General features: G+C 38.3%; 24 protein-coding genes. All 24 read left to right on the top strand.

Annotated elements, in window-relative coordinates:
• Nucleotide 1 precedes the first annotated feature (1 nt).
• Nucleotides 2–739: an IS21-like element helper ATPase IstB gene (istB, locus tag BUC29_RS07160; protein WP_073411995.1), complete on the top strand. Its 738-nt coding sequence runs from the start codon at nt 2–4 to the stop codon at nt 737–739.
• A 368-nt stretch (nt 740–1,107) separates the two neighbouring features.
• Complete coding sequence (locus BUC29_RS07155; RefSeq protein WP_241687393.1) at nt 1,108–1,863, top strand: PcfJ domain-containing protein; 756 nt, start codon at nt 1,108–1,110, stop codon at nt 1,861–1,863.
• 274 nt (nt 1,864–2,137) lie between these two features.
• A complete protein-coding gene (locus tag BUC29_RS21315) occupies nt 2,138–2,509 on the top strand; it encodes a hypothetical protein (RefSeq protein ID WP_035690951.1) in 372 nt (123 codons plus the stop codon).
• 149 nt (nt 2,510–2,658) lie between these two features.
• A complete protein-coding gene (locus BUC29_RS07145) occupies nt 2,659–3,510 on the top strand; it encodes a DUF3347 domain-containing protein (RefSeq protein WP_008463764.1) in 852 nt (283 codons plus the stop codon).
• Between the two features lie 14 nt (nt 3,511–3,524).
• A complete protein-coding gene (locus BUC29_RS07140) occupies nt 3,525–4,595 on the top strand; it encodes a YncE family protein (protein WP_008463763.1) in 1,071 nt (356 codons plus the stop codon).
• A 131-nt stretch (nt 4,596–4,726) separates the two neighbouring features.
• Nucleotides 4,727–5,419 carry a DUF3347 domain-containing protein gene (locus tag BUC29_RS07135; RefSeq protein WP_008463762.1) on the top strand — a complete coding sequence of 231 codons (693 nt, stop codon included), beginning with the start codon at nt 4,727–4,729 and terminating at the stop codon, nt 5,417–5,419.
• 239 nt (nt 5,420–5,658) lie between these two features.
• Nucleotides 5,659–6,171, top strand: a complete 513-nt coding sequence (locus BUC29_RS07130; RefSeq protein WP_008463761.1) for a DUF3347 domain-containing protein — start codon at nt 5,659–5,661, stop codon at nt 6,169–6,171.
• 1 nt (nt 6,172) lies between these two features.
• The gene (locus BUC29_RS07125; RefSeq protein ID WP_008463760.1) at nt 6,173–6,643 is read left to right on the top strand and encodes a heme-binding domain-containing protein; all 471 of its coding nucleotides are present in this window, start codon (nt 6,173–6,175) and stop codon (nt 6,641–6,643) included.
• A 4-nt stretch (nt 6,644–6,647) separates the two neighbouring features.
• On the top strand, nt 6,648–7,958 hold the full coding sequence (locus tag BUC29_RS07120) for an efflux RND transporter permease subunit (RefSeq protein WP_008463756.1): 1,311 nt from the start codon (nt 6,648–6,650) through the stop codon (nt 7,956–7,958).
• The gene (locus tag BUC29_RS07115; RefSeq protein WP_008463755.1) at nt 7,945–9,879 is read left to right on the top strand and encodes an efflux RND transporter permease subunit; all 1,935 of its coding nucleotides are present in this window, start codon (nt 7,945–7,947) and stop codon (nt 9,877–9,879) included. Before BUC29_RS07120 ends, BUC29_RS07115 begins: the two co-directional genes overlap by 14 nt.
• Entirely contained in the window at nt 9,830–11,113 is a 1,284-nt protein-coding gene (locus BUC29_RS07110; protein WP_205625277.1) for a TolC family protein, read from the top strand. Before BUC29_RS07115 ends, BUC29_RS07110 begins: the two co-directional genes overlap by 50 nt.
• Nucleotides 11,091–12,431, top strand: a complete 1,341-nt coding sequence (locus BUC29_RS07105) for a heavy metal-binding domain-containing protein (RefSeq protein ID WP_041515713.1) — start codon at nt 11,091–11,093, stop codon at nt 12,429–12,431. Before BUC29_RS07110 ends, BUC29_RS07105 begins: the two co-directional genes overlap by 23 nt.
• Nucleotides 12,432–12,434: 3 nt before the next feature.
• Complete coding sequence (locus BUC29_RS07100) at nt 12,435–13,649, top strand: efflux RND transporter periplasmic adaptor subunit (protein WP_041515712.1); 1,215 nt, start codon at nt 12,435–12,437, stop codon at nt 13,647–13,649.
• A gap of 18 nt (nt 13,650–13,667) precedes the next feature.
• Entirely contained in the window at nt 13,668–14,207 is a 540-nt protein-coding gene (locus BUC29_RS07095) for a DUF3347 domain-containing protein (protein WP_072953512.1), read from the top strand.
• A 178-nt stretch (nt 14,208–14,385) separates the two neighbouring features.
• Nucleotides 14,386–16,923 (top strand): heavy metal translocating P-type ATPase, encoded by a 2,538-nt coding sequence (locus BUC29_RS07090; RefSeq protein WP_041515710.1) that lies wholly within the window; start codon nt 14,386–14,388, stop codon nt 16,921–16,923.
• Between the two features lie 29 nt (nt 16,924–16,952).
• Complete coding sequence (locus tag BUC29_RS07085; RefSeq protein WP_041515709.1) at nt 16,953–18,197, top strand: hypothetical protein; 1,245 nt, start codon at nt 16,953–16,955, stop codon at nt 18,195–18,197.
• A gap of 11 nt (nt 18,198–18,208) precedes the next feature.
• On the top strand, nt 18,209–19,081 hold the full coding sequence (locus BUC29_RS07080; protein WP_041515901.1) for a DUF2911 domain-containing protein: 873 nt from the start codon (nt 18,209–18,211) through the stop codon (nt 19,079–19,081).
• Between the two features lie 149 nt (nt 19,082–19,230).
• Complete coding sequence (locus BUC29_RS07075; protein WP_072953514.1) at nt 19,231–19,725, top strand: DUF305 domain-containing protein; 495 nt, start codon at nt 19,231–19,233, stop codon at nt 19,723–19,725.
• Nucleotides 19,726–19,753: 28 nt separating this feature from the next.
• On the top strand, nt 19,754–22,258 hold the full coding sequence (locus tag BUC29_RS07070; protein WP_041515707.1) for a multicopper oxidase domain-containing protein: 2,505 nt from the start codon (nt 19,754–19,756) through the stop codon (nt 22,256–22,258).
• A 465-nt stretch (nt 22,259–22,723) separates the two neighbouring features.
• Complete coding sequence (locus tag BUC29_RS07065) at nt 22,724–23,056, top strand: ArsR/SmtB family transcription factor (RefSeq protein ID WP_008463735.1); 333 nt, start codon at nt 22,724–22,726, stop codon at nt 23,054–23,056.
• Entirely contained in the window at nt 23,047–23,553 is a 507-nt protein-coding gene (locus BUC29_RS07060) for a GNAT family N-acetyltransferase (protein WP_008463732.1), read from the top strand. The genes BUC29_RS07065 and BUC29_RS07060 overlap by 10 nt, the downstream gene beginning before the upstream one ends.
• Nucleotides 23,554–23,586: 33 nt before the next feature.
• Nucleotides 23,587–24,060, top strand: a complete 474-nt coding sequence (locus BUC29_RS07055; protein ID WP_008463724.1) for a DUF6428 family protein — start codon at nt 23,587–23,589, stop codon at nt 24,058–24,060.
• 42 nt (nt 24,061–24,102) lie between these two features.
• Nucleotides 24,103–24,717, top strand: a complete 615-nt coding sequence (locus tag BUC29_RS07050) for an arsenate-mycothiol transferase ArsC (RefSeq protein ID WP_008463718.1) — start codon at nt 24,103–24,105, stop codon at nt 24,715–24,717.
• Nucleotide 24,718: 1 nt separating this feature from the next.
• Nucleotides 24,719–25,804, top strand: a complete 1,086-nt coding sequence (arsB, locus tag BUC29_RS07045; protein ID WP_008463717.1) for an ACR3 family arsenite efflux transporter — start codon at nt 24,719–24,721, stop codon at nt 25,802–25,804.
• The last annotated feature ends 5 nt before the right edge of the window (nt 25,805–25,809 follow it).

Below are 25,809 nucleotides of genomic sequence, written 5' to 3'. Positions count from 1 at the left end.
AATGAATGAATCTACTGTAGCAAAAATGAAACAGATGAAGCTTCATGGAATGCATAACGCCTTCATGACAGCTATCGAGAGCGGTAAAACCGATCATTATACCATTGACCAGTTTATGTCAATGATAATAGATGCCGAATGGGATGAACGCCACAACAGGCGTATTGAACGCAGTATTACCAATGCACTCTTCCATTACAAATCAAATATTGAAAGCATCAATTTTGACCAGTCCCGGAACATTGACAGAAATCTTATACTCCGGCTTGCAGAATGCAGTTTTGTAGAAAAGAATGAAAATATACTAATCACAGGAAGCACAGGTGTCGGCAAAAGTTTTTTAGGAACAGCACTTGGTTATCAGGCCTGTATTGAAGGCTATAGAGTAAGTTATTTTAATACTGCAAAATTGTTTGCAAAGCTGAAAATGGCCAAAGCAGACGGTACATACCTGAGAGAACTGATGAAAATACAAAGGCAGGATGTTATCATACTAGATGACTTTGGACTCCAGGCATTGGACAGCCAGAACAGAATCACACTTTTAGAGATCATCGAGGACAGGCACAACAATGGTTCTATTATAGTAACCTCGCAGATCCCCGTTCAGGGATGGTATGACATAATCGGCGAGAAAACCATAGCAGATGCAATCCTTGATAGATTAATACATCAGGCCCACAGGGTTGAGCTGCATGGGGAATCAATGAGAAAGAAAAAAAGCATAATCAAGGAATAATTATTTATCTATATTTGAAACAATAATTAACACACGAAAAAAAGTAGTTTTTTAGGTGCTCACTTTGCACCGAAATTAGATGGTCACTTTAAACCGAAACGAAGTGGTCACTTTAAATTGGAAAACAGTGGTCAATATCACTGAGTTTTACACTTTATTTATCTTTTATCGTTTTACAGCCCCGGCAGCATTACTGTTTTTTATCCTAAGGATGGGCGCGCAAATGGTCAGAAAAGGAAACAACATTTCCAGCTGATTGTATCCAGGATGCATGGCAGTACTATTCGCCCCTTGAAATCCGCCCAAAGGATTTTCAGAACTCTCCCAAGTATCGAATCAACCCCTACAGGTTTTATCCACGCTTGAAAGTGCTTCCCGTATTGAAACGAAATGGCTTTAAGACAAGTTTTTATGAGGTAGCACCTCAGGTGTTGCTTTCATCATTATTAAAAGACCACTGTGCTGAAACTCTGCTGAAAACTAGGCAGATTTCATGGCTCCGCTATTACCTTGAATCTCCCCATCAGCATGTCCTGCGTAACTGGCAGGCCGTAAAAATATGTCTTAAAAAGAATTATACAGTTTCCGATTTTGGAATTTGGGAGGATTATATCGAACTTTTGCGTTGGTTTAAAAAAGACATAACCTCCGCCCTGCTCGTCTGTCCTGCTGATTTACACTTGGAGCATGACAGATTGGTGGAGAAAAAACAGCAGTTGCTGAGAAAAAAATATCTTGTGAAAATGCGTGCGGAAATAGAAAAAGCGCAAGGTCTGTATGCTGAGGAGAAAAAACAGTTTTTCGGGTTATGCTTTTCAGGGGCAGGAATTACTATTTCAGTATTGGAGAATGTTTCTGAATTTATGACCGAAGGCGACAGCCTGAGACACTGTGTTTTTACCAATGAGTATTTCAAAAAGATAGATTCCCTGCTCTTCTCTGCACGCATTGACAACAAACCAATCGAAACTATAGAGGTTTCTCTTTCTAAAATGGAAATAGCACAGTGCCGTGGTTTGAGGAATCACAATTCAAAACATCATAAAGCTATTTTCAGTTTGATGAAAAAAAACCTTTATCAGATTCGCTCCCGAATGAAAAAGAAGAAAGCAGAACAATGCTAAAAGCGGAAAAACCGAAGAACTTTCGGTTTTTCCGCTTTATAACATTTCAGACACTGAAATTTTCCTTGCTGATTTATAGCAATCTTCCTCTTAGATTGTTCAAATCAAAAAAAAATAATTACTGTTCAATAGCGTACTGCCTTCAATGCAGACTATTAAACAGGGGAAGAAAAATCCATTTCTAAATAAACTATGAAAAAATAACAATTTTAACATTTCATTTATAAACAGAGATATTTTTATAATTATCTTTGTTTACGATTTTACATGTCTTATGAAAAGATTCCACATCATAGTAATTATTACCTTAGGTTTCTTCTTGATGCCAATGGCTACTTTTGCTTGTGGAAAACTTTCTGGAAAGATTTCTTATACTAAAGAAGCTTCCAAAAATCATGACAATGATTGCTGCTCGAAAGATGGCAGTCATTCCAAAAAAAATAATGATGGCTGCTGCGGTCATAAATGTGGGCACAAGTCATGCGGTTGTGTCTCAATCTGTAACGGAGGAATTACTTTCTTTAACCAACTTGACTTTAAAAACATCACTATAAGTGTTTTTTCTAAAAAACAAAAATTCCACAGTTCAGAAACCTCCATTCTCTCTGGTTTCTATACTATCTGGCTTATCCCTAAAATAAGCTAAATACCTTTTTTGACAGCCATACGTGTGTCAAAAAAGGAAGCCTAACTGCTTCATTTTTTTATTTTTCGCTTTTTGTAGAATAATTCTCTATACAGTTCTTGTATGCAATTATTTCTCAAAAGCAATATTCACTTCAAATACATTTTAAAATGAAATCAATTCAAAAAGGATTGATGGCAATCACTCTATTGCTGTCAGTCATAGTGTTTGGCGCACCTATAAAAAATGCAAAAAACATAAATGCAAAAATTTATGGTAATTGTTTAATGTGCAAAACTGCTATTGAAAAAGCAGGAAACATCAAAAATATCGCTTCGGTAAACTGGAATGAAAACACCAAAATAGCGGCTATTACCTATGATGAGAAGAAAACAAATCAGGATGAAGTCCTGAAAAGAATTGCCTTAGCAGGATATGACAGCGACCAGTTCTTAGCTCCTGGTGACGCCTATGCAAAACTTCCACAATGCTGCCAATATGAAAGAACAAATATGGCGGCTCCAATAAAAAAATCCGAAATGGATATGGGTAAAATGGATCATTCACAGCATACAGCCGCAGTTCCTGCAGATGCACAAGAAAACAGTCCTTTTAAAGCAATTTTCGACAGCTACTTTGATGTAAAAGATGCTTTGGTGAAAACAGATGCTAAAACTGCCGCATTGAAATCTAAAGAGCTCCTTACTGCAATCAATGCTATTAAAATGGAGAACCTAAAGCCAAAAGAACATACTGCATGGATGAATGCAATGAAAAGTTTAGCTTCAGATGCCACAAATATTTCTGAAAACCAAGATGTAAAAAAGCAAAGGGAATCCTTTAAAAGCCTTTCCAAAAACACGTACGATCTTATAAAAACTGCTGATCAGCCGCAGCCGGTTTATTATAATCATTGTCCAATGGTTGATGCGAATTGGCTCAGCAAAGAAAGCGGCATCAAGAATCCGTATTACGGTTCACAGATGTTAAGCTGTGGATCAACTATAGAAACAATCAAATAATCCCAAATCAAAAAATGAAAAATATAATAACCGTTAGTTCAATGCTTGGAGTTTTAATTTTAGGGACCGTTTCGCTGTTTTCTTGCAGTAAAATGGATGATATGAATATGTCCGATCCAAAACTGAATATAAACTATCCTGCCGCTTATGTGGTCAATGGTCAGGACGGCACAATTTCAGTAATCAAATTGGAAACTAATGAAGTTACAGAAACCTTAAGCCTAATGGGCAGCGGCAACGATATGATCATGTGGCCGCACCACATTTCTTTACATTCCAATCATCTGGCTATCGGTGTACCCGGAATGGACTTCTCTGCAGGCCATACCGCAGGTATGGGAGGAATGACAGGTAAACTCCTTGTAATTGACCCAGCCAGTGGGGCAACAGTAAAAAATATCAGCCTGCCAATGATGAACCACAACACAATATACAGCCCAAATGGTTCAGAAATCTGGGTGCCGCAAATGGACATCAATGGAAAAGTTCTGGTTTATGACGCCTTAACATACGCATTGAAAAGCACCATTGCAGTTGGCATGATGCCCGCTGAGCTTACCTTTTCTTCTGATGGGACTAAGGCTTATATTGCTAATGGAGATGACAATACTGTGTCAGTTATAAATACCGCAACCAAGCAGGTTACAGCCACAGTTGCTGTGGGAAAAAACCCTGTGGGTGCCTGGACAGGAACTGACGCCAGAATGTATGTTGATAATGAAGACGGGCAATCTATCTCGGTAATCAATGTGGCAACCGATGCCGTAGGCCAAACCATTGATCTAGGATTTATGCCTGGAATAGCGTCTCACAATGGAAATAAGAAAGAACTTTGGGTAAGTGATCCTGTCAATGCAAAAGTCCATTATTGGACCTGGGACCAGACTAAGATGATGTGGGTTCATGGAGGTGTATTCACTACTGGTGCCGGTGCACATGCTATAACATTTACAGCAGATGGAAATACTGCCTATGTGACCAATCAGACCGCCAATACGGTCTCTGTTGTTAATGTATCAAACCATACGGTCTCTAAAACGATTAATGTCGGTAGAAAACCCAACGGATTGGTGCTGAAAATATAAATCTGATATAAAGGCATTTAAAAGGCAAAATAGAGATTGGATTTGCAATCAAAAAAAGAATAATTCTTATAACACTCAAACAAAGGAATGTTAGACAAAAAAACATTCATTAGAGATAAAAACTAAAAAAAATGAAAAAACTAATTTTCTCAACCCTTGTAATGGCAATTGTACTTACAGCTTGTAATTCAAAAAACAAAGAAACTGCAGCTCCTGAAGCGGCTTCCGGGACAGCTCAGAATGACTCGCAATTGTATGCCTGTTCCATGCATCCTGAAATTACAGGAAAAAAAGGAGACAAATGTTCCAAATGCGGAATGGAATTAACCGAGCCAGTAAAGGAAACGGCCGGAAAAAGTGCAGAAGTAGAAACAGCCCAGACTGCTCAAGGAACATTTTCTATAAACGAAATCGTGAGTAATTATCTGTCCCTAAAAAATGCATTAACCAAAGATGATACAAAAGGAGCTGCAGATGCAGGCAAGGCATTATATGCAGTTTTTAACAGTGTAAATCCCAATTCGATAGATGCGAAATTAAAAGCAGAATATCTTGATATTGCTGATGATGCCAAAGAACACGCAGAACATATTGGAGCTAACGGCGGAAATATTGAACACCAGAGAGAGCATTTTGCCGTGTTAAGTAAAGACATGAATGATTTGATAAAATCTTTCAAATCAGAACAAAAATTGTATCAGGACTTTTGTCCTATGTATGATGGCGGAAAAGGAGCTATTTGGATAAGCGAAACCAAGGAGATCAAAAACCCATATCAAGGAAAAAAAATGTTAACCTGTGGTTCTATGAAAAAAGAACTATAGTACAGCTAAGTACTAATAAATTTATCGGGCTGTTTACATAATGACCACTCAATTTTCTCGTGACTAATGATGTTCATAATTTATTGAAATGTATCTAATTTTTTTAGACTACGCCGTGCGATACTCTTTGCTGAATATTCACTTATTTCCCATGTGTTTATTGTGTAGACAGTCCAATAGATATTTAGAAAAAAAATCAATAGCAACCTATTTTTTAAACAATTTAAAATATAATTAAAATGAAAAATACAATTCTTTCAGCCATATTAATGGTATGCGTAATGGTTTCTGGCAATGCGCAAAGCAAAAAAACAGAAGCAAAATTTTCAACTCAGCAAATTGTTGCAGATTATTTAGCGTTAAAAAATGCACTCGCAAAAGATGACAGCAACGGGGCCGCTAAAGCTGGCAAGGCACTGTATTCGGCTTTCAAAACCACAAATGTAAAATCGATAAATCCAAAATCCAAAGCTGAATATCTTGATATAGCTGACGATGCCAAAGAGCATGCAGAACATATTGGGGCCAATGGCGGTAATATTGAGCATCAAAGAGAGCATTTCGCTCTATTGAGTAAAGACATAAATGATTTGATCAAAACTTTTGGAGCTGCAAAAACACTATATCAGGATTCTTGCCCTATGTATGATGGTGGAAAAGGAGCTATCTGGATCAGTGAAACAAAAGAGATAAAAAACCCTTACTATGGTTCTAAAATGCTTACCTGCGGTTCAATGAAAAAACAATTGTAAAATGAAACGGTTCATCAGAAAGATTCTTTTTATTGGGTTAATTATTTTTCTACTGATGCAATTGTATCAGCCTGCCCGCAATTCCGATTACGGGCAGGTTTTACCAATTCACATTTCAAAAGTCTATCCCATTCCCAAAAATATACAAACGATTCTTAAGACTTCTTGTTACGATTGTCACAGCAGCAACACGCAATATCCATGGTACTCCTACATCCAGCCGGCACGTACCTTTATGGAAGGACATATCAAGGAAGGAAAAGAAAATTTGAATTTCAGCCAATGGGGAAGTTATTCGAAACGAAAACAGGAAAATAAATTAGACCGAATTGCCAAGCAGATAAAAGCCAATCAAATGCCTTTGGCTTCCTATACGCTGATCCATAAAGATGCAGTACTGAATACTGTTCAGAAAGAACAGCTACTCAATTGGATTGAAAAAGTAAGTGATAGTCTTTCAAAAATAAATTAAATCTATGGTACACAAATTAATAGAATGGTCCCTGCGCAACCGTTTCATCATATTACTATTATCAGCAGGAATATTTGTTTGGGGTATTATCTCTATTCAAAAAAATCCTATTGATGCTATTCCAGATCTATCTGAAAATCAGGTAATCGTTTTTACAGAATGGATGGGACGTGCTCCACAGCTCGTTGAAGACCAGATCACCTATCCCTTGGTTACCAACCTTCAGGGATTGCCTAAAATTAAATATGTAAGGGCTGCTTCCATGTTTGGAATGAGTTTTATCTATGTCATTTTTGAGGATGATGTTGATGTATACTGGGCAAGATCAAGAGTACTGGAAAGGCTCAGTACAATTAGCAGCACCCTGCCCAAAGGAGTTGCACCGCAATTGGGACCCGATGGAACCGGAGTTGGCCATATACTCTGGTATACTTTGGACGCTCCCGGCATTGACCTTGGCGAACAAAGGGCACTGCAGGACTGGTATGTCAAATTTGCTTTGCAAAATGTCCCCGGAGTAAGTGAAATTGCTTCTTTTGGAGGATTTCAAAAAGAATACCAGGTTACCATTGATCCAAACAAACTGCTATATTATAAGCTGTCTGTCCCTGAGGTTATAAGCGCCGTACGAGCCAATAATAACGAAAGCGGCGGAAGAAAATTCGACATGAGTGATATTGGCTATATCATTAAGACATCCGGTTATCTGAAATCCATAAAAGAAATTGAGGATATTCCACTGAAAAACCAGAATGGTATCCCTATAAAAGTCAGCGATATAGGAACAGTCCAGATGAGCGGAGAAACCCGATTGGGAATCTTTGATCATAATGGTACAGGCGAAGCTGTTGGAGGCATCGTCGTGATGCGTTACGGTGAAAACGCCGATGCCGTTATTGATAATGTGAAAGAAAAGATGAAAGAAGTCGCAAAAGGGCTTCCTAAAGGGGTAAAATTCAATATTGTATATGACCGAGGGCATCTGATCAAAGAGTCTATTGATTCGGTTAAGCGCACCTTAATTGAAGAGATGATTGTGGTTTCGCTTATCGTTATTATTTTTCTTTTCCATTGGCGCAGCGCATTAAGTATCATAATCCAGATCCCAATTACAATTGCCGCGAGTTTCATACTTCTAAATGCCTTTGGAATATCCTCCAATATCATGTCCCTTACCGGTATCGCACTTGCCATTGGGGTAATAGTTGACAACGGTATTATTATGAGTGAAAATGCCTACCAGCATCTCTCACAACGGTATGCACAATGGGAATCCGAACAAAAAACTGAAACAAACTCTGATGAAAAGAATTAAAAATATATTTCGCAAAAAAACACAGTGGATATCCGAAGAGGAAAGGCTTAAAGTAATTGAGAAAAGCAGCAAGCAGGTTTCTCGCGGGGTATTCTTTGCCACCATAATTATAATTACTTCTTTCCTGCCTGTATTTATGCTTACCGGACAGGAAGGAAAGCTATTCCATCCCTTGGCTTATACAAAAACTTTCATACTGATTGTGGATGCCTTGTTGGTACTTACATTAGCTCCGGTACTGATCTCTTTTTTTATGAAAGGGAAATTCCGTCCAACTGATGCACATCCCGTAAATCGTTTTTTGGAAAAAGGTTATGAGCCTATCATACGCTGGGTCCTAAAATGGAGAAAAACAACCCTTACGGTTAATATTTTGGCGTTATTGATTTCCATTCCATTATTGATGCGGCTGGGAACAGAGTTCATGCCCCCACTGGATGAGCAGAGCATTTTATTTATGCCTGTTACCCTGCCTGATGTATCCAATGGAGAAATCAAACGCATCTTGCAGGTACAGGATAAAATAATAAAATCAGTTCCCGAAGTAGAAAGTGTTTTAGGCAAAGCCGGACGGGCTAATACAGCTACCGATAATTCCCCAATGAGCATGATTGAGACCATTATCATGCTAAAACCAAAATCAGAATGGCGTAAAGGAATAGACAAAAAAGACATTATTAAGGAACTCGATACCAAACTGCAGATCCCGGGTGTGGTAAACGGTTGGACACAGCCTATCATCAACCGTATCAATATGCTCGCTACAGGAATTCGTACCGACGTGGGTATTAAAGTCTACGGTCAAAATCTCGATACCATTGCGCGAGTATCAGAAAGAGTAAAAATGGCTTTAGAGGGAACCCCTGGAGTGTCTGACTTATTTGTGGATCCTATTACTGGTGGCAAATACCTGGATGTTGATGTCAATCGTTCCGAACTGGCCCGTTATGGACTCACTGTAGATGACGTAAACCAAACCGTGGAATTTGCCTTAGGAGGAGCGTCCATCGGCAATACCGTTGAAGGACGAAGACGATTTTCAATAAGCGTTCGTATGGCACAGGACTATAGAAATAGCGTAGAACGCATTAAACGCATTCCCCTGCAGTCTCCAACCTTTGGAGAGGTGCCCCTATCTTCTGTTGCCGATATTAAATTCGTAGATGGCCCTCCAATGATTAGTTCAGAAAATGCACTCCTTCGCGGGGCAGTCATGTTCAACATACGTGATCGTGATATGGGGGGAACCGTACAAGAAGCTATGAAAAAATTAGAAAGTGCCAAAAATATACTTCCCGAAGGGTACTTTATAGAATGGAGCGGACAATATGAGAACCTGATCAGCGGAGAAAAGACCCTTAAAATCATTGCACCGATAGTATTGCTTATTATTTTCTTCTCCCTCTATTTTGCCTTTAATTCCCTTAGAGAAGCCTTCTTAAGTCTTATAACAGTGCCTTTTGCTTTGATTGGAGGTGCCTATATAATTTTTTTCTGGGATGTCAATCTATCAGTGGCAGTAGCTGTAGGTTTTATAGCCTTGTTTGGTATTGCCGTGGAAACCGGAATTGTGATGGTTATCTATCTCAATGATGCAATGGAGCAGCTTATCAAGGCCAAAGGTAATTCAAGAGAAACCATTACTAAAGACGATCTCAGAGAATATGTGGTACACGGCGCCGCAAAGAGATTACGCCCAAAACTAATGACCGTCTGTGTCTCATTATTTGGATTAGTGCCTGTCCTTTGGTCCAATGGTGTCGGAATGGATGTAATGAAACCAATCGTATTGCCTATGATTGGCGGCGTATTTACCTCTGCCGTACATATCTTATTAGTAACCCCGCTTATTTTCCTAATGTCTAAAGAATATGAATTACGAAAATATGGCAAACTTGAAGTACATGATGTCAAACATTAAAATACTGGCAGTACTATTGCTTTTACTGCCATTACAGCTATTGAGCCAGACCCAACAGGTCTTGTCTCTTGATACAATCCTTCACAGGATTGATAAAAAAAACGTGCTCCTGCAAAGCTATAGCCTAAAGGCTGAAGGGTACAAATATAGTGCTGATGCCGCAACGGCATGGATGGCACCAATGGTGGGTGTTGGGACATTTATGACACCCTATCCTTTTCAGGAAGTTATGGATGACCGCGACAAAGGATCTTTAATGTTCAGAGTTGAACAAGATATCCCCAATATAGGAAAGCTAAACAAGAAGAAAAAATTTATCCAGTCCCAAGGAAATATTGAGAACGCTACGCGGACCGTTACCCTTAACGACTATAAAGCGCAGGCCAAACAGCTCTACTACAGCTGGATGGTAGCCGAAGAGCGAATGAAAGTTTTGGATCAGAACGAAAAGATAATGTTGACCATGAAAAAGATTGAGGAAGTACGCTATCCTTACAATCAGTCGCAATTGGGTAATGTATACAAGATTGACGCAAGGATTGAAGAGAACAAAAATATGATCCGCATGCAGGAAGGTGAAATCGCAAAAGCAAGAGCATGGCTCAACAGCTTGATGAACCAGCCTGGCAATGCTGATTTTTCAATCGACACAAGTATTATTCCTGTCTTCAACCCTGCTTTGCACGACACCACAAGTCTTGCTGCTGTGCGGGGAGATATTAAAAAGATGGATGCGGGAATTGAATCGATGCAGCTCAGTATTCAGGCGATGAAAGCGGAGAAAAATCCCTCTTTTAAAATCCAGTTTGACCACATGAATTCTTTCGATAAAATGATGCCCAAAGCCTATTCGGTAATGGCAATGATGTCTATTCCTATTGCTCCATGGTCATCAAAAATGTATAAATCAGATGTTAAAGCAATGCAATATAATGTACAGGCAATGGAGAAAGAGAAATCCGCCATGCTGCAGGAAACCCAGGGTATGTTATATGGTATGCAATATGAAATACTGACCATGCAAAAAAGAATCCAGGGACTCGAAACAAAAATAATCCCTTCAATGCAAAAATCGCTGGATGTAAACTTTCTGAACTATCAGGAAAACAAACTGCAGATTCCTGTAGTAATTGACTCCTGGGAAGCTTTAAATATGCTGCAGAATAACTTATTAGATGAAAAATTAAAACTATATCAAATGATTGTCGATTATGAAAAAGAACTCTATCGCTAAGTTAGTCGGATTGTTATTCGTTTCGATATTAGTATTGACAGCCTGTAACAAGAAAACAGAGCATAACAGTAAGCCCGCACATCAGCATAGTACAAATCAGGAATATACTTGTCCAATGCATCCCGAAGTTATTCAGGATAAGCCCGGCAGCTGCCCAATATGCGGGATGGAATTGGTTGCAAGACACACTCCTGGAACGGAAACAGCTATAGACAGCAGCCTGAAACACCTTTTAAAACCAGTTAACGAACAAGTTGTTTCAAACATATCTGTCATAAAACCTGACGAGGGTACTAAAATATTCTCTATGCAGGTACAGGGAATTATTACCTACGATACCCGCGAGCAGACCAGTATCTCCAGCAGGGTAAGCGGAAGGATTGAGCGTCTGCTGATTAAGTACAATTATCAGCCCGTAAAAAAAGGACAGTTAATCATGGAAATCTATTCCCCTGATCTGGCTGCCGCGCAAAGAGAGTTGTTATTTATTTATCAATCTGACCCAAACAATCCGATGCTTCAAAAAGCAAAAGACAGACTCTCTCTGCTGGGTATGCAACAGGGGCAAATTCAACAGGTATTAAAAACAGGTAAAATCTCCTATCGCATTCCTGTTTACAGTAATGCCACCGGGTACATCTTAGACAACACGGGAGCGGCAAATGCTTCTGCAACAGCTCCTGCGGCTTCGCCTCAAAGCGCACCGTCAGATGATGGTATGGGCGCAATGGGTTCAAGTAGCAGTGCAGCATCAAATAGCAGCGCATCTGCCCCTGCTTCCTCTGCTATTATGCTAAGAGAAGGACAATATGTTGGTGCAGGACAATCTCTTTTTACAATATATACCAACAAAAACCTTATCGCTGAGTTTGCTTTTGATCCATCGGTATCATCCCAGATTAAAAAAGGACAAAAGTTGGTGTTTTATGAACCCTCAGATAAGCAAACCGTGTATACTGGTACTATCGGACTCATTCAACCCGTCTTTAAAGAGGGAAGCAACTTTACCATAGCCCGAATTTATTTGCAGGATAATAAATTTCAGACCGGAAAATTAGTAACTGCAGCCATTCCTATTGTCAGTAAAGGCTGGTGGCTTCCACAAAGCGCCGTTCTTAATTTAGGAAATAAATCCATCGTTTTCAAAAAAGAGCAGGACGTGTTTGTTCCCAGAGAAGTTAAAACGAAAAATAATGGTGATGGAATGGTGCTAATAGACCAAGACATCAATAATTGGAATATCGCCAGTAATGCGGCTTATATGATAGACAGTGAGAGTTTTATCAAGACAGCTTCAGAAAATAAATTAAAAAATTAAGCCATGAACAATAAACTAATAATTCGTACTATTTTGCTCATTGCAATGGTTTTTCCACTTCTATTTACAGCATGTGCCCAAAAAGAAGAAAAAAAAACCAGTCAGGAAAAAGCTCAAACCTATACCTGCCCCATGCATCCGCAAATTGTAAAAGATGGCCCCGGCTCATGCCCGATCTGTGGAATGGATTTAGTGCCTTTCGAAAAAAACAACGCACAGGACTTTCTAACCTTGGGACCCAGCCAGCAGGCACTAGCTAATCTGACTACAATAACTGCTGGGGAAAATGAATTTTCAAATTCTTCTCATCTTAACGGACGTTTGGTTACTGACCCTGAGCAAACTATTTACATTTCAAGTCGTGTGGCAGGAAGGATTGAAGAGTTGTATGTAAAAGAAACTGGTGTTCCCGTTCGAAAAGGCCAGCCTTTGTACAAAATATATTCAGAGCAGCTTTCAGCCCTGCAGCAGGAGTACCTTCTAGCTACGGCACAGGCTGCAAGCTTTACTGAGGATAAACGATTTGCCCAAATAAAAAATGCTGCAAAACAAAAACTATTATTATATGGACAATCTGAAGCACAGCTTAATGAATTATTAAAAAAACAAAAAGCTTCTCCTTATGTTGTTTATTATGCCCCGGATTCAGGAATAGTTGCAGAACTTTCCATAACAGAAGGCCAATATGTAGCAGAAGGAGGCTCTATTATGAAACTGGAAGATTATACCCGTTTATGGGTCGAAGCTGATGTCTATCCCGCAGATGCTGGTAAAGTTAAAATAGGCCAAAAAGTAAAAGTTATAGTCTCGGGTTATGAAGATCAGCCCCAAACAATGACAGTAGATTTTATAAATCCTGCCCTGCAGACAAGCAAACAGCTCATACAGCTGCGAGGTGCTATTGCCAATCCAAACAAGCAATGGCAGGCAGGTCAACAGGCAATTGTTTTACTGCCTTCATCAGAACAAAAAATGAAATTAACCATACCTGTAGATGCCGTAATAAGAGACGGCAGCGGTACACATGTGTGGATTGAAATTGAAAAAGGCAAATATCAGCCTAGAATGGTGGCTATTGGTTCTGAAACCTTCGATGAAGTCGAAATTACCAGTGGCTTAACAAAAGGTGATATTGTGGTTGCAACTGGCGCCTATCTCTTGTACAGTGAATTTATATTAAAAAAAGGCAAAAACCCAATGTCAGGAATGAAAATGTAATAATTAATCAAGCAAATAATGAAAGAATTAATCAAATCAGGAATCTCCATATTATCAATCTTGTTGCTTATTGCCTGTGGTAATAATGAAAACAAAAAGAAAGAGATTCCACAGAATAAGAAAACGTCAGTCGCAATTACTAAGGAATCCGAAGTAAAGATAAATGATGATCTTTTAAACGCAATTTACAGCCAGTATACTCATTTAACAGTTGCCCTTACTCAAGGTAATATCGCAGAGGCAAAACTGGCAGCTAATGCGATTGAGGCGGGAGCGCAAAAAATCAGCGCCAACAGTAATCTTGTTACAAGTGCTGGGGCAATCGTTTCAGCTCCGGATATTGAAAAGCAGCGAGTAGCTTATTCTCAACTAAGTAATGAAATGGTTGGCTTGCTGAAGAAAGCAGGAATGGCTGACGCTGAGCTGTATGTGCACTATTGTCCAATGGCTTTTGATAATAAAGGGGCAGTATGGATTAGTACTACCAAAGAAGTGCGTAACCCTTACTTTGGAGAAAAAATGCTTAAATGTGGTGAGGTGAAAGAAACAATTAAATAATCAGAATCTAAGATTGAAGACGGTTTGTAATTATTTTTTAGTGTTAAACAATTGGTTGAAACAGCTGATGAGAAACAAGCCATTTGAAACAAGTTTAAAATACATATTAGCTTCAAAAAAAAACACTAACTTTCTATATACTAAACAAATAACACATCGTATCTAAAAAAACAACCTTATGACACATACCTATACAATATCAGGAATGACTTGCGATGGATGCCGCACCAAAGTAGAAAAAACATTAAATGCAGTCGAAGGAATAAAGGCAAATGTCACATTAGATCCACCGATGGCAACCATTACGATGGAAAAACATATTGCCACCGAAGAACTTCAAGCCGCATTAACTGCCGTTGGAAAGTACACCATTGAAATGACTCATGCTACTCATTCCCACGAAAAAACAGCTGAGAAATCATGCTGTAGTACTGCTAATGATCATCAACACAACAAGGATCATAAAAAAATAGCGGTACCTCATAATCATGCCGGTGGAAAATACTATTGCCCAATGCATTGTGAAGGTGATAAAATGTATGATAAAGCCGGAGATTGTCCTGTGTGCGGAATGGATTTGATACAAGAGCCAGCAGCTATTCAAGTACAGCAATATACCTGTCCGATGCATTCGGAAGTTATTACCAATGCGCCTGGTTCATGCCCAATTTGTGGAATGGACTTAGTGCCTATGGAGCCAACGGATACAGAGGAGAACAAAGTATATAAGGAGTTGCTGCAAAAAATGAAAATAGCAATACTCTTTACGGTGCCTATCTTTTTTATTGCTATGATAGAGATGATGCATGACAATCCATTATTGAAAATAATGGACGTTCAAAAATGGAATTGGGTTCAGCTGATTTTCTCACTCCCCGTGATGTTTTATGCCGGTTGGATGTTTTTCGTTCGCGGATGGAAATCAATTGTAACTTGGAATTTAAATATGTTTACCCTTATCGCAATTGGTACTGGGGTAGCATTTTTGTTTAGTATTGTTGGAATGTTTTTTCCGGATGTATTTCCGGAGGAGTTTAAATCGGAACACGGAACAATTCATCTTTATTTTGAAGCGGCAACGGTAATTCTTACACTGGTATTACTAGGACAATTGCTTGAAGCAAGAGCGCACAGTCAAACCAGTGGTGCCATAAAAGAATTATTGAAATTAGCACCTACCGAAGCTACTTTGGTTCTTGAAGGAGTCGATAAAATAATCTCAATCCATGATATCAAAAAAGGTGATTTATTACGGGTAAAACCCGGAGACAAAATTCCTGTGGATGGGAAGATAACCGATGGTGAAAGCACAATAGACGAATCGATGATTACCGGCGAACCAATTCCTGTGGATAAAAAAATGGGAGATGCGGTATCATCAGGAACCATCAATGGAAACAGATCATTTGTTATGATTGCCGAAAAAGTAGGTTCGGAAACTTTGCTTTCGCAAATTATACAAATGGTCAATAATGCAAGCCGTTCCAGAGCACCAATACAGAAACTAGCAGATAGTATCGCCAAATATTTTGTGCCGATTGTTGTTGTTATCTCTGTTCTTACTTTTTTCATTTGGGCAAAATTTGGCCCGGAACCGGCAATGGTTTACGGATTTATCAACGCCATTGCCGTATTGATAATTGCTTGTCCATGTGCACTGGGTTTAGCAACACCGATGTCTGTAATGGTAGGGGTTGGTAAAGGAGCACAATCGGGAATTCTCATAAAAAATGCCGAAGCCTTAGAAAATATGAACAAAGTAAATGTTCTGATTACTGATAAAACGGGGACAATTACCGAAGGAAAACCTTCTGTAGAGAAAATTGTTGCTTTCGAGTATTCAGAAGAGGAACTGTTACAATTTATTGCTTCTTTAAATCAATATAGCGAACACCCTTTGGCACAGGCCGTAGTGAAATTTGCAAAAGCGAAAAATGTCTCTTTGACAAAAGTCAATGATTTTGAAAACATCGCAGGTAAAGGAGTGATTGGAACTGCTATTGGTAAGAAGACGGCATTAGGCAATAAAAAATTAATGGAGCAAGCAGGGGCAATTGTTTCTGCTGTCATAGAAGAGAAAATTATTGCCGAGCAAAAATTAGGAAAGACGGTTTCTTACATCGCTGTAGATAAAAACGTGGTGGGATTTGTAACGATAACCGATGCCATAAAAGAAACCAGTGCTGCTGCTATAAAAGAATTAATGCGTCAAGGAGTTGAAGTAATCATGCTTACGGGAGATAATATAAATACTGCCAAGGCTGTTGCCGACGAATTGCATTTGACTTCTTTTCAAGCAGGCTGTTTACCAGAGGATAAATTAAAAGTAATCGAGAAATTACAAGCTGAAGGAAAAATTGTTGCTATGGCGGGTGACGGTATAAATGATGCGCCGGCTTTGGCACAATCGGATATCGGAATTGCGATGGGAACAGGAACAGATGTTGCAATAGAAAGTGCCAAGATTACATTGGTAAAAGGAGATTTGCAAGGAATTGTAAAAGCTAAAAACCTGAGCCATGCTGTAATGAGCAATATAAAACAAAATCTCTTCTTTGCTTTTATATACAACGTATTAGGGGTTCCTGTTGCAGCTGGAGTTTTATATCCGTTTTTCGGAATATTACTTTCTCCTATGATTGCTGCCCTGGCAATGAGCTTTAGTTCTGTATCTGTTATTGTCAATGCATTGCGATTAAGAAGTTTAAAACTCTAAAGAATAAATAATTTACTATACAAACAAAGATGACCAATCTAGGACAAATTATTCTGCAGTATAAAATTGATAACGAAAGTGTCTACAATACCTGGTTTATATATAACGATCAACGATTAAAGGCATTTCGCACTATAAGACGCGGTGTTCTGCAAGTCATTGAGGATATTAAAAGCAAAACCTTTCCTAATGATTTCAAAGAAAGCAGCCTAGAATTTGTACTGAGCTGCATTGCTGAACAAAAACAAGTCTTTGCCGGAGTTTCACATCCGTTTTACTGGAAACCCAAATTACGCATTCCAGATATCTATGAAAATCAAAACAATAAATTGGCTTTTGGTCAGTTTCTTGAAAATTGTATCAATGCCAAGTCTGAAGAACAGGTTGTAAAAGAAATCATAAGACTCGATGAATTAAAAATTAAAGGCTTAGGGCCAGCGGTTGCCAGTATTCTATATTTCATACACCCAACCTGGTTCCCACCATTCAACACTGCTATTCTAAATGGTTTTAATTTTCTTTTTAAAGACAAAAAAAAATTGGGAAGCTGGACAGAATATCTTAAAATAAGAGAAGTTTTAATGGAAACTAACAGTTTGCATAAATCTCAGCTCTCAAATGATTTGGGTGCCATCGCTGGATTGTGTTTTGAAATTGGAACTCAGAAAATGCTAATAGGCAATGATGAATATTTAAGCGAAGTAGAACGTGCAAGATTCGAAAAAAACGTACACAAACGTCAGAAAGAAATACTTGACGAAAAACTAGAAGAAAATCTGCATAGTGAAATGCAGTACCATTTATTAAAAATTGGAGTTTCATTGGGTTTCGATGTTACTCCGGCAAGCAATGATAAAAGCAAATCGTTTGATGGGCAGAATTTCTCCTTTATTTCACTTGGAAAATTCCCTGAGCTGCCTACTGACAAGGACACTCAAAATACCATCAAGTTAATTGATGTGTTGTGGTTCGAAAAAGGCACAAACAAAATTATAGGAGCCTTTGAAGTAGAAAAGAGCACTAGTATCTATTCGGGCATACTACGGTTGTCTGACCTATACTTTACTATTTCAAACGGACAGGAAGTTTTTTATATTATAATTCCAAATAATCGGGAAAAGGATTTAGTCCTTCAACTCAATAGACCTGTTATAAAAAACTCTAAAATGAATATTAAGTATATCCTGTTTTCTGAACTAAGAGCCAATTGTGATGCTATATGCAAATTTGGCAGCGACCATTCGATAATGGAAAAAATATCAAAATCAATTTAAAATTAAAAACTATGAAAAAAATAATTCTGCTAAGCTTCATTATTATGCAATCGTTATCAATTTCTGCACAAGAAAAAATTCAAATTAAACTTACCCCTGCAAGTCCCTCTGCATCATTTCAACAAGAAATCGGAAGTTCTACAGTCAAAATATCCTATAGCAGACCCTTAGTAAGAGGGCGAAAAATATTTGGCGAATTAGTGCCTTTTGGTAAACTCTGGCGAACAGGCGCCAGCGATTGTACGACCATAAGTACTAATGAAGATATTGCTTTTGGAAACAATATTTTAAGAGAAGGAACTTATTCTGTATTCTCAATTCCTTCAGAAAATGAGTGGACTATAATTATCAATAGTGATATTACTTTACATGGCGAAACTGGTTATGATGAGAAAAAAGATGTTATGCGTTTTACCGTTCCCACAGAAAAAACGATTGGTTTTTATGAAACTTTTACCATTGAATTAAATGACATCAACAGTAAAGGAGAAGGCTTCCTTAAAATAGAATGGGAAAACACAATGGTTAAAATACCTATGAAAAGCAAAGCTGACAAAGAAATTTTAGCCCTAATTGACAAATATATTATTAAAGAAAAAAGTCAAAATGCTACTTTATTGTTTCAGGCAGCAAATTATTATTCAGCCACGTGCAGAGCAAACAACCAAGCAGTATCGTGGTTAGCTGAAGCTGAAAAATTAGATCCTGAAAATTTTTATTATCCGACTTTAAGACAGAAAATCTCAGTAGAACTCAAGGATTATCCCAATGCCATCGAGGCTGCAAAAAAAGCCCTTGCAATTGCAGAACAGAAAAAAATGAAAGGCACGGAAAAATTAAAAAACCAGCTTGAAGAGTTACAATTATTACTTAAAAGCAAATAAATATTAAGCTATTACAATATCACATTGAAAAATACAAGCGCAGAAAAAATCCCCGCCACTTAAGCTAATGCTGTATTATATTATAGTGCCATTAGATTTGTTTTGGAGGAAAATTTATTAATCTAAATAACTTTTAAAGGAAAAAAATCATGAAAATGGAACACACAACACAGCAGCATTCAAAAGAGAAAAACCCAAAAATGTACAAAAAATTAGCATTTATGATCGTATTGTCATTTATTGCTATGTACATCCTAATGTACTCGATGGTAGATGTTTTTGCTAATGTCATTCCCAATGTAAATCAATTTTACATGGCAGGACTAATGACTATGCCGATGCTCATAATTGAGATTATTGTAATGGGCAGTATGTATATGAATAAAAAGTGGAACATGGCATTACTTGCCATAGGCGGCCTTGCTGCAATTATTTTTTTTTCCTGCATCAGACTGCAAGCGGCTGTTGACGATAAAGAGTTCTTAAAATCAATGATTCCACACCATGCAGCGGCAATCCTCATGGCCAAAGAGGCTTCCCTTCAAGATCCAGAAATAAGTCAGCTTGCACAAGACATTATAAAAGCACAAGAAGCTGAAATTGCGCAGATGAAAGCCAAGTTGGGTGAAATGAAAAAAAAATAACAGAACAATATTCTATAAAAATAGCAATATGAAAAATATACTTACAATACTAGTTTTTATCATGCTTCCTGTCCTAATTTATGCTCAGGATATGAAAACAATGGAAATGGATAAAAAGCCTTCGAAAGAAGAGTCAAATCCCACTACGTATACTTGTCCAATGCATCCCGAAATTCATGAAGCCAAACCAGGAAACTGCCCCAAGTGCGGTATGAAACTAGTTCCGGAAAAGTCAGACAAGCAAACAAAAACAGCAGAAAATAAAGCCACCAAGCAAACTGACCAAGGTAATAAGACACTTCAGGACGGCAATAGTAGTTCTATTTCTCAGAAAAGAGCTGAAGAAAATACTTCGCCACCGCGTGTAGTCCGATATGACCTGTATATAAGAGACACAATTGTAAATTTTACAGGAAAAGCAAAAAGGGCCATTGCCGTTAACGGACAAATACCTATGCCTACTTTGACCTTTACAGAAGGAGATACTGCGGAAATCTATGTTCACAATGAGCTGGATGAAGATACTTCCTTGCATTGGCATGGCTTATTCTTACCCAATCAATATGATGGTGTGCCAAATCTAACTCAAATGCCAATTAAACCCCATACGACGCATCTGTATACTTTTCCCATTATTCAGCATGGCACACACTGGTATCATAGCCATACGGAACTTCAGGAACAGATAGGCATGTACGGTTCGTTCATTATGAATAAAAGGACAGATGATCCGACCTTTCGCAAGGGAATCGATGATTTGCCTTCCGTTCCCATAATACTAAGTGAATGGACAGATATGAAACCTGAAAATGTACATCGATTACTGCACAATGCATCAGACTGGTTTGCTATTAAAAAGGGCACTACACAAAGTTATGCAGAAGCTATAAAACAGGGGTATTTCAGCGACAAAATAAAAAATGAATGGAAGCGAATGAATGCCATGGATGTCAGTGATGTTTATTACGACAAATTTTTAATCAATGGGAAAAATGAAAATCAGCTTTCCCAATTTAAAGCAGGTGATAAGGTCCGATTACGGGTTTCCAATGGAGGTGCATCAACCTACTTTTGGTTAACCTATGCCGGTGGGAAAATTACGGTTGTGGCAAATGATGGGAATGACGTAGAACCCGTTGAGGTTGATCGACTAATTATTGCAGTTTCTGAAACCTATGACATAGTTGTTACTATTCCAGCTGATAAAACAGCTTATGAATTTTTAGCAACACCCGAAGACCGAACAAAATCTACGTCCCTTTACATCGGAAGCGGAATTAAGCAATTAGTAGCTCCTTTGCCAAAACTTAAATATTTCGAAGGAATGAAAATGATGAACGGCATGATGAAAATGAATGGCGATCTGGATGACATGGGAATGAGCATGAGCCTTAATAAGATGGATATGAATGTAGTAATGTATCCTGAGATTACAGGTGAAACAAAGCCTAAAACCAGTACAAAGATGGAAGGAATGAAAATGGATGCTGAGCAATATAATGCCAATGCACTTTCGGATATTACAACACTAAATTATGCAATGCTTAAATCACCTACAAAAACTACGCTTCCCGAAAATGCCCCTGTTAAAGAACTAAAATTTGAACTTACGGGGAATATGAATCGATATGTATGGAGTCTGGACAATAAGGTGGTTTCAGAAGCTGATAAAATATTAATTAAAAAAGGTGAAAATGTACGTATAATTTTGCATAATAATTCTATGATGCGCCATCCAATGCACTTGCATGGACATGATTTCAGGGTTCTTAATGGACAAGGAGAATATGCACCATTAAAAAATGTGATTGATATAATGCCTATGGAAACCGATACTTTGGAATTTAATGCCAATGTTGATGGAGACTGGTTTTTTCACTGCCATATTTTATATCATATGATGAGCGGAATGGGCAGGGTTTTTACTTATGAAAATCAGCCGGCCAATCCTGAAATACCAAACCCAAAACTAGCACAGCGAAAACTTTTTGCCGACGACAGAAAATTCCACTTTATGGCAGAAAATGATTTTGCCACCAATGGAAATGACGGTGAAGCAATGTATCAAAGTACACGCTGGAGCATTGGAACCGAATGGAGGTTAGGATACAATGACATGCATGGTTATGAAACAGAAACACATATTGGTCGATATATTGGAAAAATGCAATGGTTAATGCCTTTTATAGGATTTGACTGGAGATATAGAAGAATGGGAGAAGATATACAAGAAAATAATCTTTTTGGACAAACCAATACTAAGGATAAACGTGCAGTGGTAAGTCTAGGGGTTAACTACATCCTACCTATGTTAATAGTAGCACAAGCTGAAGTTTTTACCGATGGTAAAGTCAGATTACAATTTGAACGTAAAGACATTCCCGTTTCTAAACGGCTTAGAATGAATTTGATGTGGAATACAGACAAGGAATATATGGCAGGACTACGCTATATAATTACCAGATGGGGTTCTTTGTCTTCACACTATGACAGTGATATGGGCTTTGGTGCAGGATTTATTTTAAATTACTAGCTTATAAGTACAATAGTAAATTATTGTAAGACCAAATTCTAGAATTAAGATTAATCGGTTAATATTGAAGGATATCAATTTTTTTAAATTGTCTTTCATTTGAACGGTGTGGAAGTCCATTCAAATTAATGATCGAAATTGAACCAGTATGAAAATCTAATAATACCAATTTTAAATTTAAAATTGGTATTATTAATAACAAATAACTGCAAATGCTGAACATCTTTCTAATTATGGGTTGTTCAGTTTGTATTGTATTTATATAATATCAGCTAACGATAAACCATGTAATTATTGCTTTATACATTGGTTTGATAAAACTAGCATTCGGGTAACAAACAATATTATAAAACCATATGCATCGAATCTTTTTCTTAGCCGATGCCTTCATCTTCATAAAAATAAATCTTTATATTTTTTTTTATTTAAATTATTATCGTAATATTGCAATATAAATATAAAACGATGGGAGCAACAAAAACAGATCACTTTACAGAAAGCCAGAACGAGCTGGCTGTTTTAGCCAAAGCATTAGGCCATCCTGCGCGTATTGCTATTATGGAATATTTATTAAAAGTGGATGCCTGCATCTGCGGAGATATTGTAAACGAACTCCCCCTTTCACAGCCGACCGTTTCACAGCATCTGAAAGAATTGAAAAATGCAGGTTTGATTAAAGGAAGCATCGAAGGAAACTCGATCTGCTACTGCATCAATGAACCTGGACTGGAAAAGATAAAAGGCTTCTTTCAGCACATATCAGATCATTTGGCAAAAAAGAGAAGCGAATGCTGCTAATCTATAAAAATATGGAAATCAGAAAACTTTCGGACAAACACTGGGATGAGGTAAAAATAATTTACCAAAAAGGGATAGACACCGGCAATGCAACTTTCCAGACCAGTGCCCCTTCATGGGAAGACTGGGACCAGTCGCATCTTAAGTCCTGCCGGGTTGTGATGCAGGAAGATGGCAAGGTAATTGGATGGGCTGCCCTTACACCTGTTTCATCACGCTGCGTTTATGCAGGGGTTGCAGAGGTGAGCGTATATGTGGATCCTGCACATTCGGGAAAAGGAATCGGGCTTACCCTTTTAAAGGAACTTGTACGACAGAGCGAAACTGAAGGAATCTGGACGCTTCAGGCAGGGATCTTTCCTGAGAATACGGCAAGCCTCCGAATCCATGAAAAAGCAGGTTTCAGAATACTGGGAACAAGAGAAAAAATCGGAAAACAGAATGGTATCTGGAGAGATACTGCGCTTCTTGAAAGAAGAAGCTCCGTTATTAATTAATAAAAAATATAGTTTAACTAAATATAAAAAATTATGAAACTTTCAGAAATTAAAGAAGTGCTTAAAACAGTGGAAGCTGTAAATTTTGAACTGCCGGACGGCACATTTGTACCGGAATATTTTCACGTAACTGAAGTAGGCTTGGTTACCAAAAACTTCATCGACTGCGGAGGAACAGTAAGAAAAGAAACAGTTGTAAACTTCCAGCTTTGGGATGCCAACGACTACGAGCACAGGCTTAAACCTCAGAAACTGATCCACATCATTGAGCTTTCAGAAAAAGTGTTAGGAATTGAAGACAATGAAATTGAAGTGGAATACCAGAACACTACTATCGGCAAATACGATTTAGATTTTAACGGTAAAAACTTCACTCTGCTTAATAAACAGACAGCCTGTCTTGCTCAGGAGCAGTGCGGTATTCCATCTGATAAGCCTAAAGTAAAATTATCTCAGTTAAATACTGACAATGCTAATTCATGCACTCCGGGCGGAGGATGCTGCTAATCATTAAACAGATAATCAATAAACCTTTACAGCCAAAAAACTATGTTATATCCACAAATTGAGAATACCGTTAAATCATTTGATTTTAAGCAGATCTCCGAGGATCGCAAAACAGTCCTGCAGCCATTAATCGACTTCATTCAGACTAAAGTGGACAGTAAGCTGGAAACCAGACTAAACCTAATCTGCACGCACAATTCCAGAAGAAGCCATCTTTCGCAGGTTTGGGCTCAGACTGCTGCCGCCTATTACGGCATCAAAAACGTTTCATGCTATTCAGGAGGAACAGAGGCTACCGCCCTTTTCCCAATGGCAGCGGAGACTTTGAAGGATTCAGGATTCAACATCAAAACGCTTTCAGAGGGATCAAACCCGGTTTATTCAATAAAATATTCAGCTGACGAACTTCCTGTCATCGGTTTTTCCAAAACCTATGATGATGACTTCAATCCTGAAAGCGGATTCGCCGCAATAATGACCTGCTCGCAGGCTGACGGCGGATGCCCCTTTATAGCAGGTGCTGAGAAAAGAATCCCGATTACCTTTGAAGATCCAAAAATTTCCGACGGAACGCCTCAGCAGAAAGAAACTTATCTGGAGCGAAGCCTGCAGATAGGAACTGAAATGTTTTACGTATTCTCACAAATAAAAAAATAAAATGTCAGCAAATAACTGTGCACCAGCCGTCGGACGCAAAAAATTAAGCTTCCTTGACCGCTTCTTGACCCTTTGGATTTTCCTTGCTATGGCAATAGGCGTGGCAATAGGATACTTTATTCCTTCCAGCGGAGATTTCATCAATTCTTTCTCCAGCGGAACAACAAACATTCCATTGGCAATAGGGCTTATCCTGATGATGTATCCGCCTCTGGCAAAAGTAAAATACGAACAGATGGGTCAGGTTTTCAAAAACACTAAAGTCTTAGGTGCTTCTTTATTCCTGAACTGGATCGTAGGCCCTGTTTTGATGTTTTTATTGGCGCTCCTGTTTTTGAACGGATATCCTGAATACATGATCGGGGTGATCCTGATCGGTCTGGCACGCTGTATCGCAATGGTTGTGGTATGGAACGATCTGGCAGACGGAAACCGTGAGTATGCAGCTGGACTTATTGCCCTTAACAGCATCTTTCAGGTACTGCTTTACAGTGTATATGCTTATATTTTTATAACCGTTCTCCCTCCCTATTTTGGATATGATGGTTTTGAAGTCAATATCAGCATTGGACAGATTGCCGAGAGTGTCGGTATCTATTTAGGAATTCCATTTGCCTTGGGAATCATAAGCCGTTATGCTTTGATAGCCTTAAAAGGTTCTGAATGGTTTGAGAATAAGTACGTGCCGTTTATCTCGCCAATTACACTTATTTCATTGCTTTTTACAATTATTGTAATGTTCAGCCTGAAAGGGGAACTTATTGTTCAGATCCCTATGGACGTTGTTCGTATTGCAATACCGCTTGTGATTTACTTTACTTTAATGTTTGTCATCAGTTTTTTCACGGGTAAATATTTTGGGGCTGACTATTCAAAAGCGACCTCTATAGCATTTACAGCAACAGGGAATAATTTCGAGCTTGCCATTGCTGTGGCAATCGGCGTGTTTGGAATAAACAGCGGACAGGCTTTTGCAGGTGTTATAGGCCCTCTGGTAGAAGTGCCTGCTCTTATAGCACTGGTAAACCTTGCCTTCTGGTTCCGAAAAAAGTATTTCACAAAACAGGTAGCTGCAGAAACTGCTTAAGAAAA

It is taken from the genome of Flavobacterium defluvii (assembly GCF_900129555.1).
In the GTDB taxonomy this organism is placed as follows: Bacteria; Bacteroidota; Bacteroidia; order Flavobacteriales; family Flavobacteriaceae; genus Flavobacterium; species Flavobacterium defluvii.
This window is presented reverse-complemented; position numbering and strand designations above follow the sequence as displayed.

Excerpts from the sequence above, each read along its gene's own strand:
- BUC29_RS07125 (WP_008463760.1), top strand. The coding sequence starts at position 6,173 with ATGAAACGGTTCATCAGAAAGATTCTTTTTATTGGGTTAATTATTTTT.
- BUC29_RS07055 (WP_008463724.1), top strand. The coding sequence starts at position 23,587 with ATGAAACTTTCAGAAATTAAAGAAGTGCTTAAAACAGTGGAAGCTGTA.
- BUC29_RS07060 (WP_008463732.1), top strand. The coding sequence starts at position 23,047 with ATGCTGCTAATCTATAAAAATATGGAAATCAGAAAACTTTCGGACAAA.
- BUC29_RS07095 (WP_072953512.1), top strand. The coding sequence starts at position 13,668 with ATGAAAGAATTAATCAAATCAGGAATCTCCATATTATCAATCTTGTTG.
- BUC29_RS07110 (WP_205625277.1), top strand. The coding sequence starts at position 9,830 with ATGAATTACGAAAATATGGCAAACTTGAAGTACATGATGTCAAACATT.
- BUC29_RS07075 (WP_072953514.1), top strand. The coding sequence starts at position 19,231 with ATGAAAATGGAACACACAACACAGCAGCATTCAAAAGAGAAAAACCCA.
- BUC29_RS07130 (WP_008463761.1), top strand. The coding sequence starts at position 5,659 with ATGAAAAATACAATTCTTTCAGCCATATTAATGGTATGCGTAATGGTT.
- BUC29_RS07135 (WP_008463762.1), top strand. The coding sequence starts at position 4,727 with ATGAAAAAACTAATTTTCTCAACCCTTGTAATGGCAATTGTACTTACA.
- BUC29_RS07140 (WP_008463763.1), top strand. The coding sequence starts at position 3,525 with ATGAAAAATATAATAACCGTTAGTTCAATGCTTGGAGTTTTAATTTTA.
- BUC29_RS07105 (WP_041515713.1), top strand. The coding sequence starts at position 11,091 with ATGAAAAAGAACTCTATCGCTAAGTTAGTCGGATTGTTATTCGTTTCG.
- BUC29_RS07065 (WP_008463735.1), top strand. The coding sequence starts at position 22,724 with ATGGGAGCAACAAAAACAGATCACTTTACAGAAAGCCAGAACGAGCTG.
- BUC29_RS07145 (WP_008463764.1), top strand. The coding sequence starts at position 2,659 with ATGAAATCAATTCAAAAAGGATTGATGGCAATCACTCTATTGCTGTCA.
- arsB (WP_008463717.1), top strand. The coding sequence starts at position 24,719 with ATGTCAGCAAATAACTGTGCACCAGCCGTCGGACGCAAAAAATTAAGC.
- BUC29_RS07085 (WP_041515709.1), top strand. The coding sequence starts at position 16,953 with ATGACCAATCTAGGACAAATTATTCTGCAGTATAAAATTGATAACGAA.
- BUC29_RS07100 (WP_041515712.1), top strand. The coding sequence starts at position 12,435 with ATGAACAATAAACTAATAATTCGTACTATTTTGCTCATTGCAATGGTT.
- BUC29_RS07115 (WP_008463755.1), top strand. The coding sequence starts at position 7,945 with ATGAAAAGAATTAAAAATATATTTCGCAAAAAAACACAGTGGATATCC.
- istB (WP_073411995.1), top strand. The coding sequence starts at position 2 with ATGAATGAATCTACTGTAGCAAAAATGAAACAGATGAAGCTTCATGGA.
- BUC29_RS07090 (WP_041515710.1), top strand. The coding sequence starts at position 14,386 with ATGACACATACCTATACAATATCAGGAATGACTTGCGATGGATGCCGC.
- BUC29_RS07080 (WP_041515901.1), top strand. The coding sequence starts at position 18,209 with ATGAAAAAAATAATTCTGCTAAGCTTCATTATTATGCAATCGTTATCA.
- BUC29_RS07120 (WP_008463756.1), top strand. The coding sequence starts at position 6,648 with ATGGTACACAAATTAATAGAATGGTCCCTGCGCAACCGTTTCATCATA.
- BUC29_RS07070 (WP_041515707.1), top strand. The coding sequence starts at position 19,754 with ATGAAAAATATACTTACAATACTAGTTTTTATCATGCTTCCTGTCCTA.
- BUC29_RS21315 (WP_035690951.1), top strand. The coding sequence starts at position 2,138 with ATGAAAAGATTCCACATCATAGTAATTATTACCTTAGGTTTCTTCTTG.
- BUC29_RS07050 (WP_008463718.1), top strand. The coding sequence starts at position 24,103 with ATGTTATATCCACAAATTGAGAATACCGTTAAATCATTTGATTTTAAG.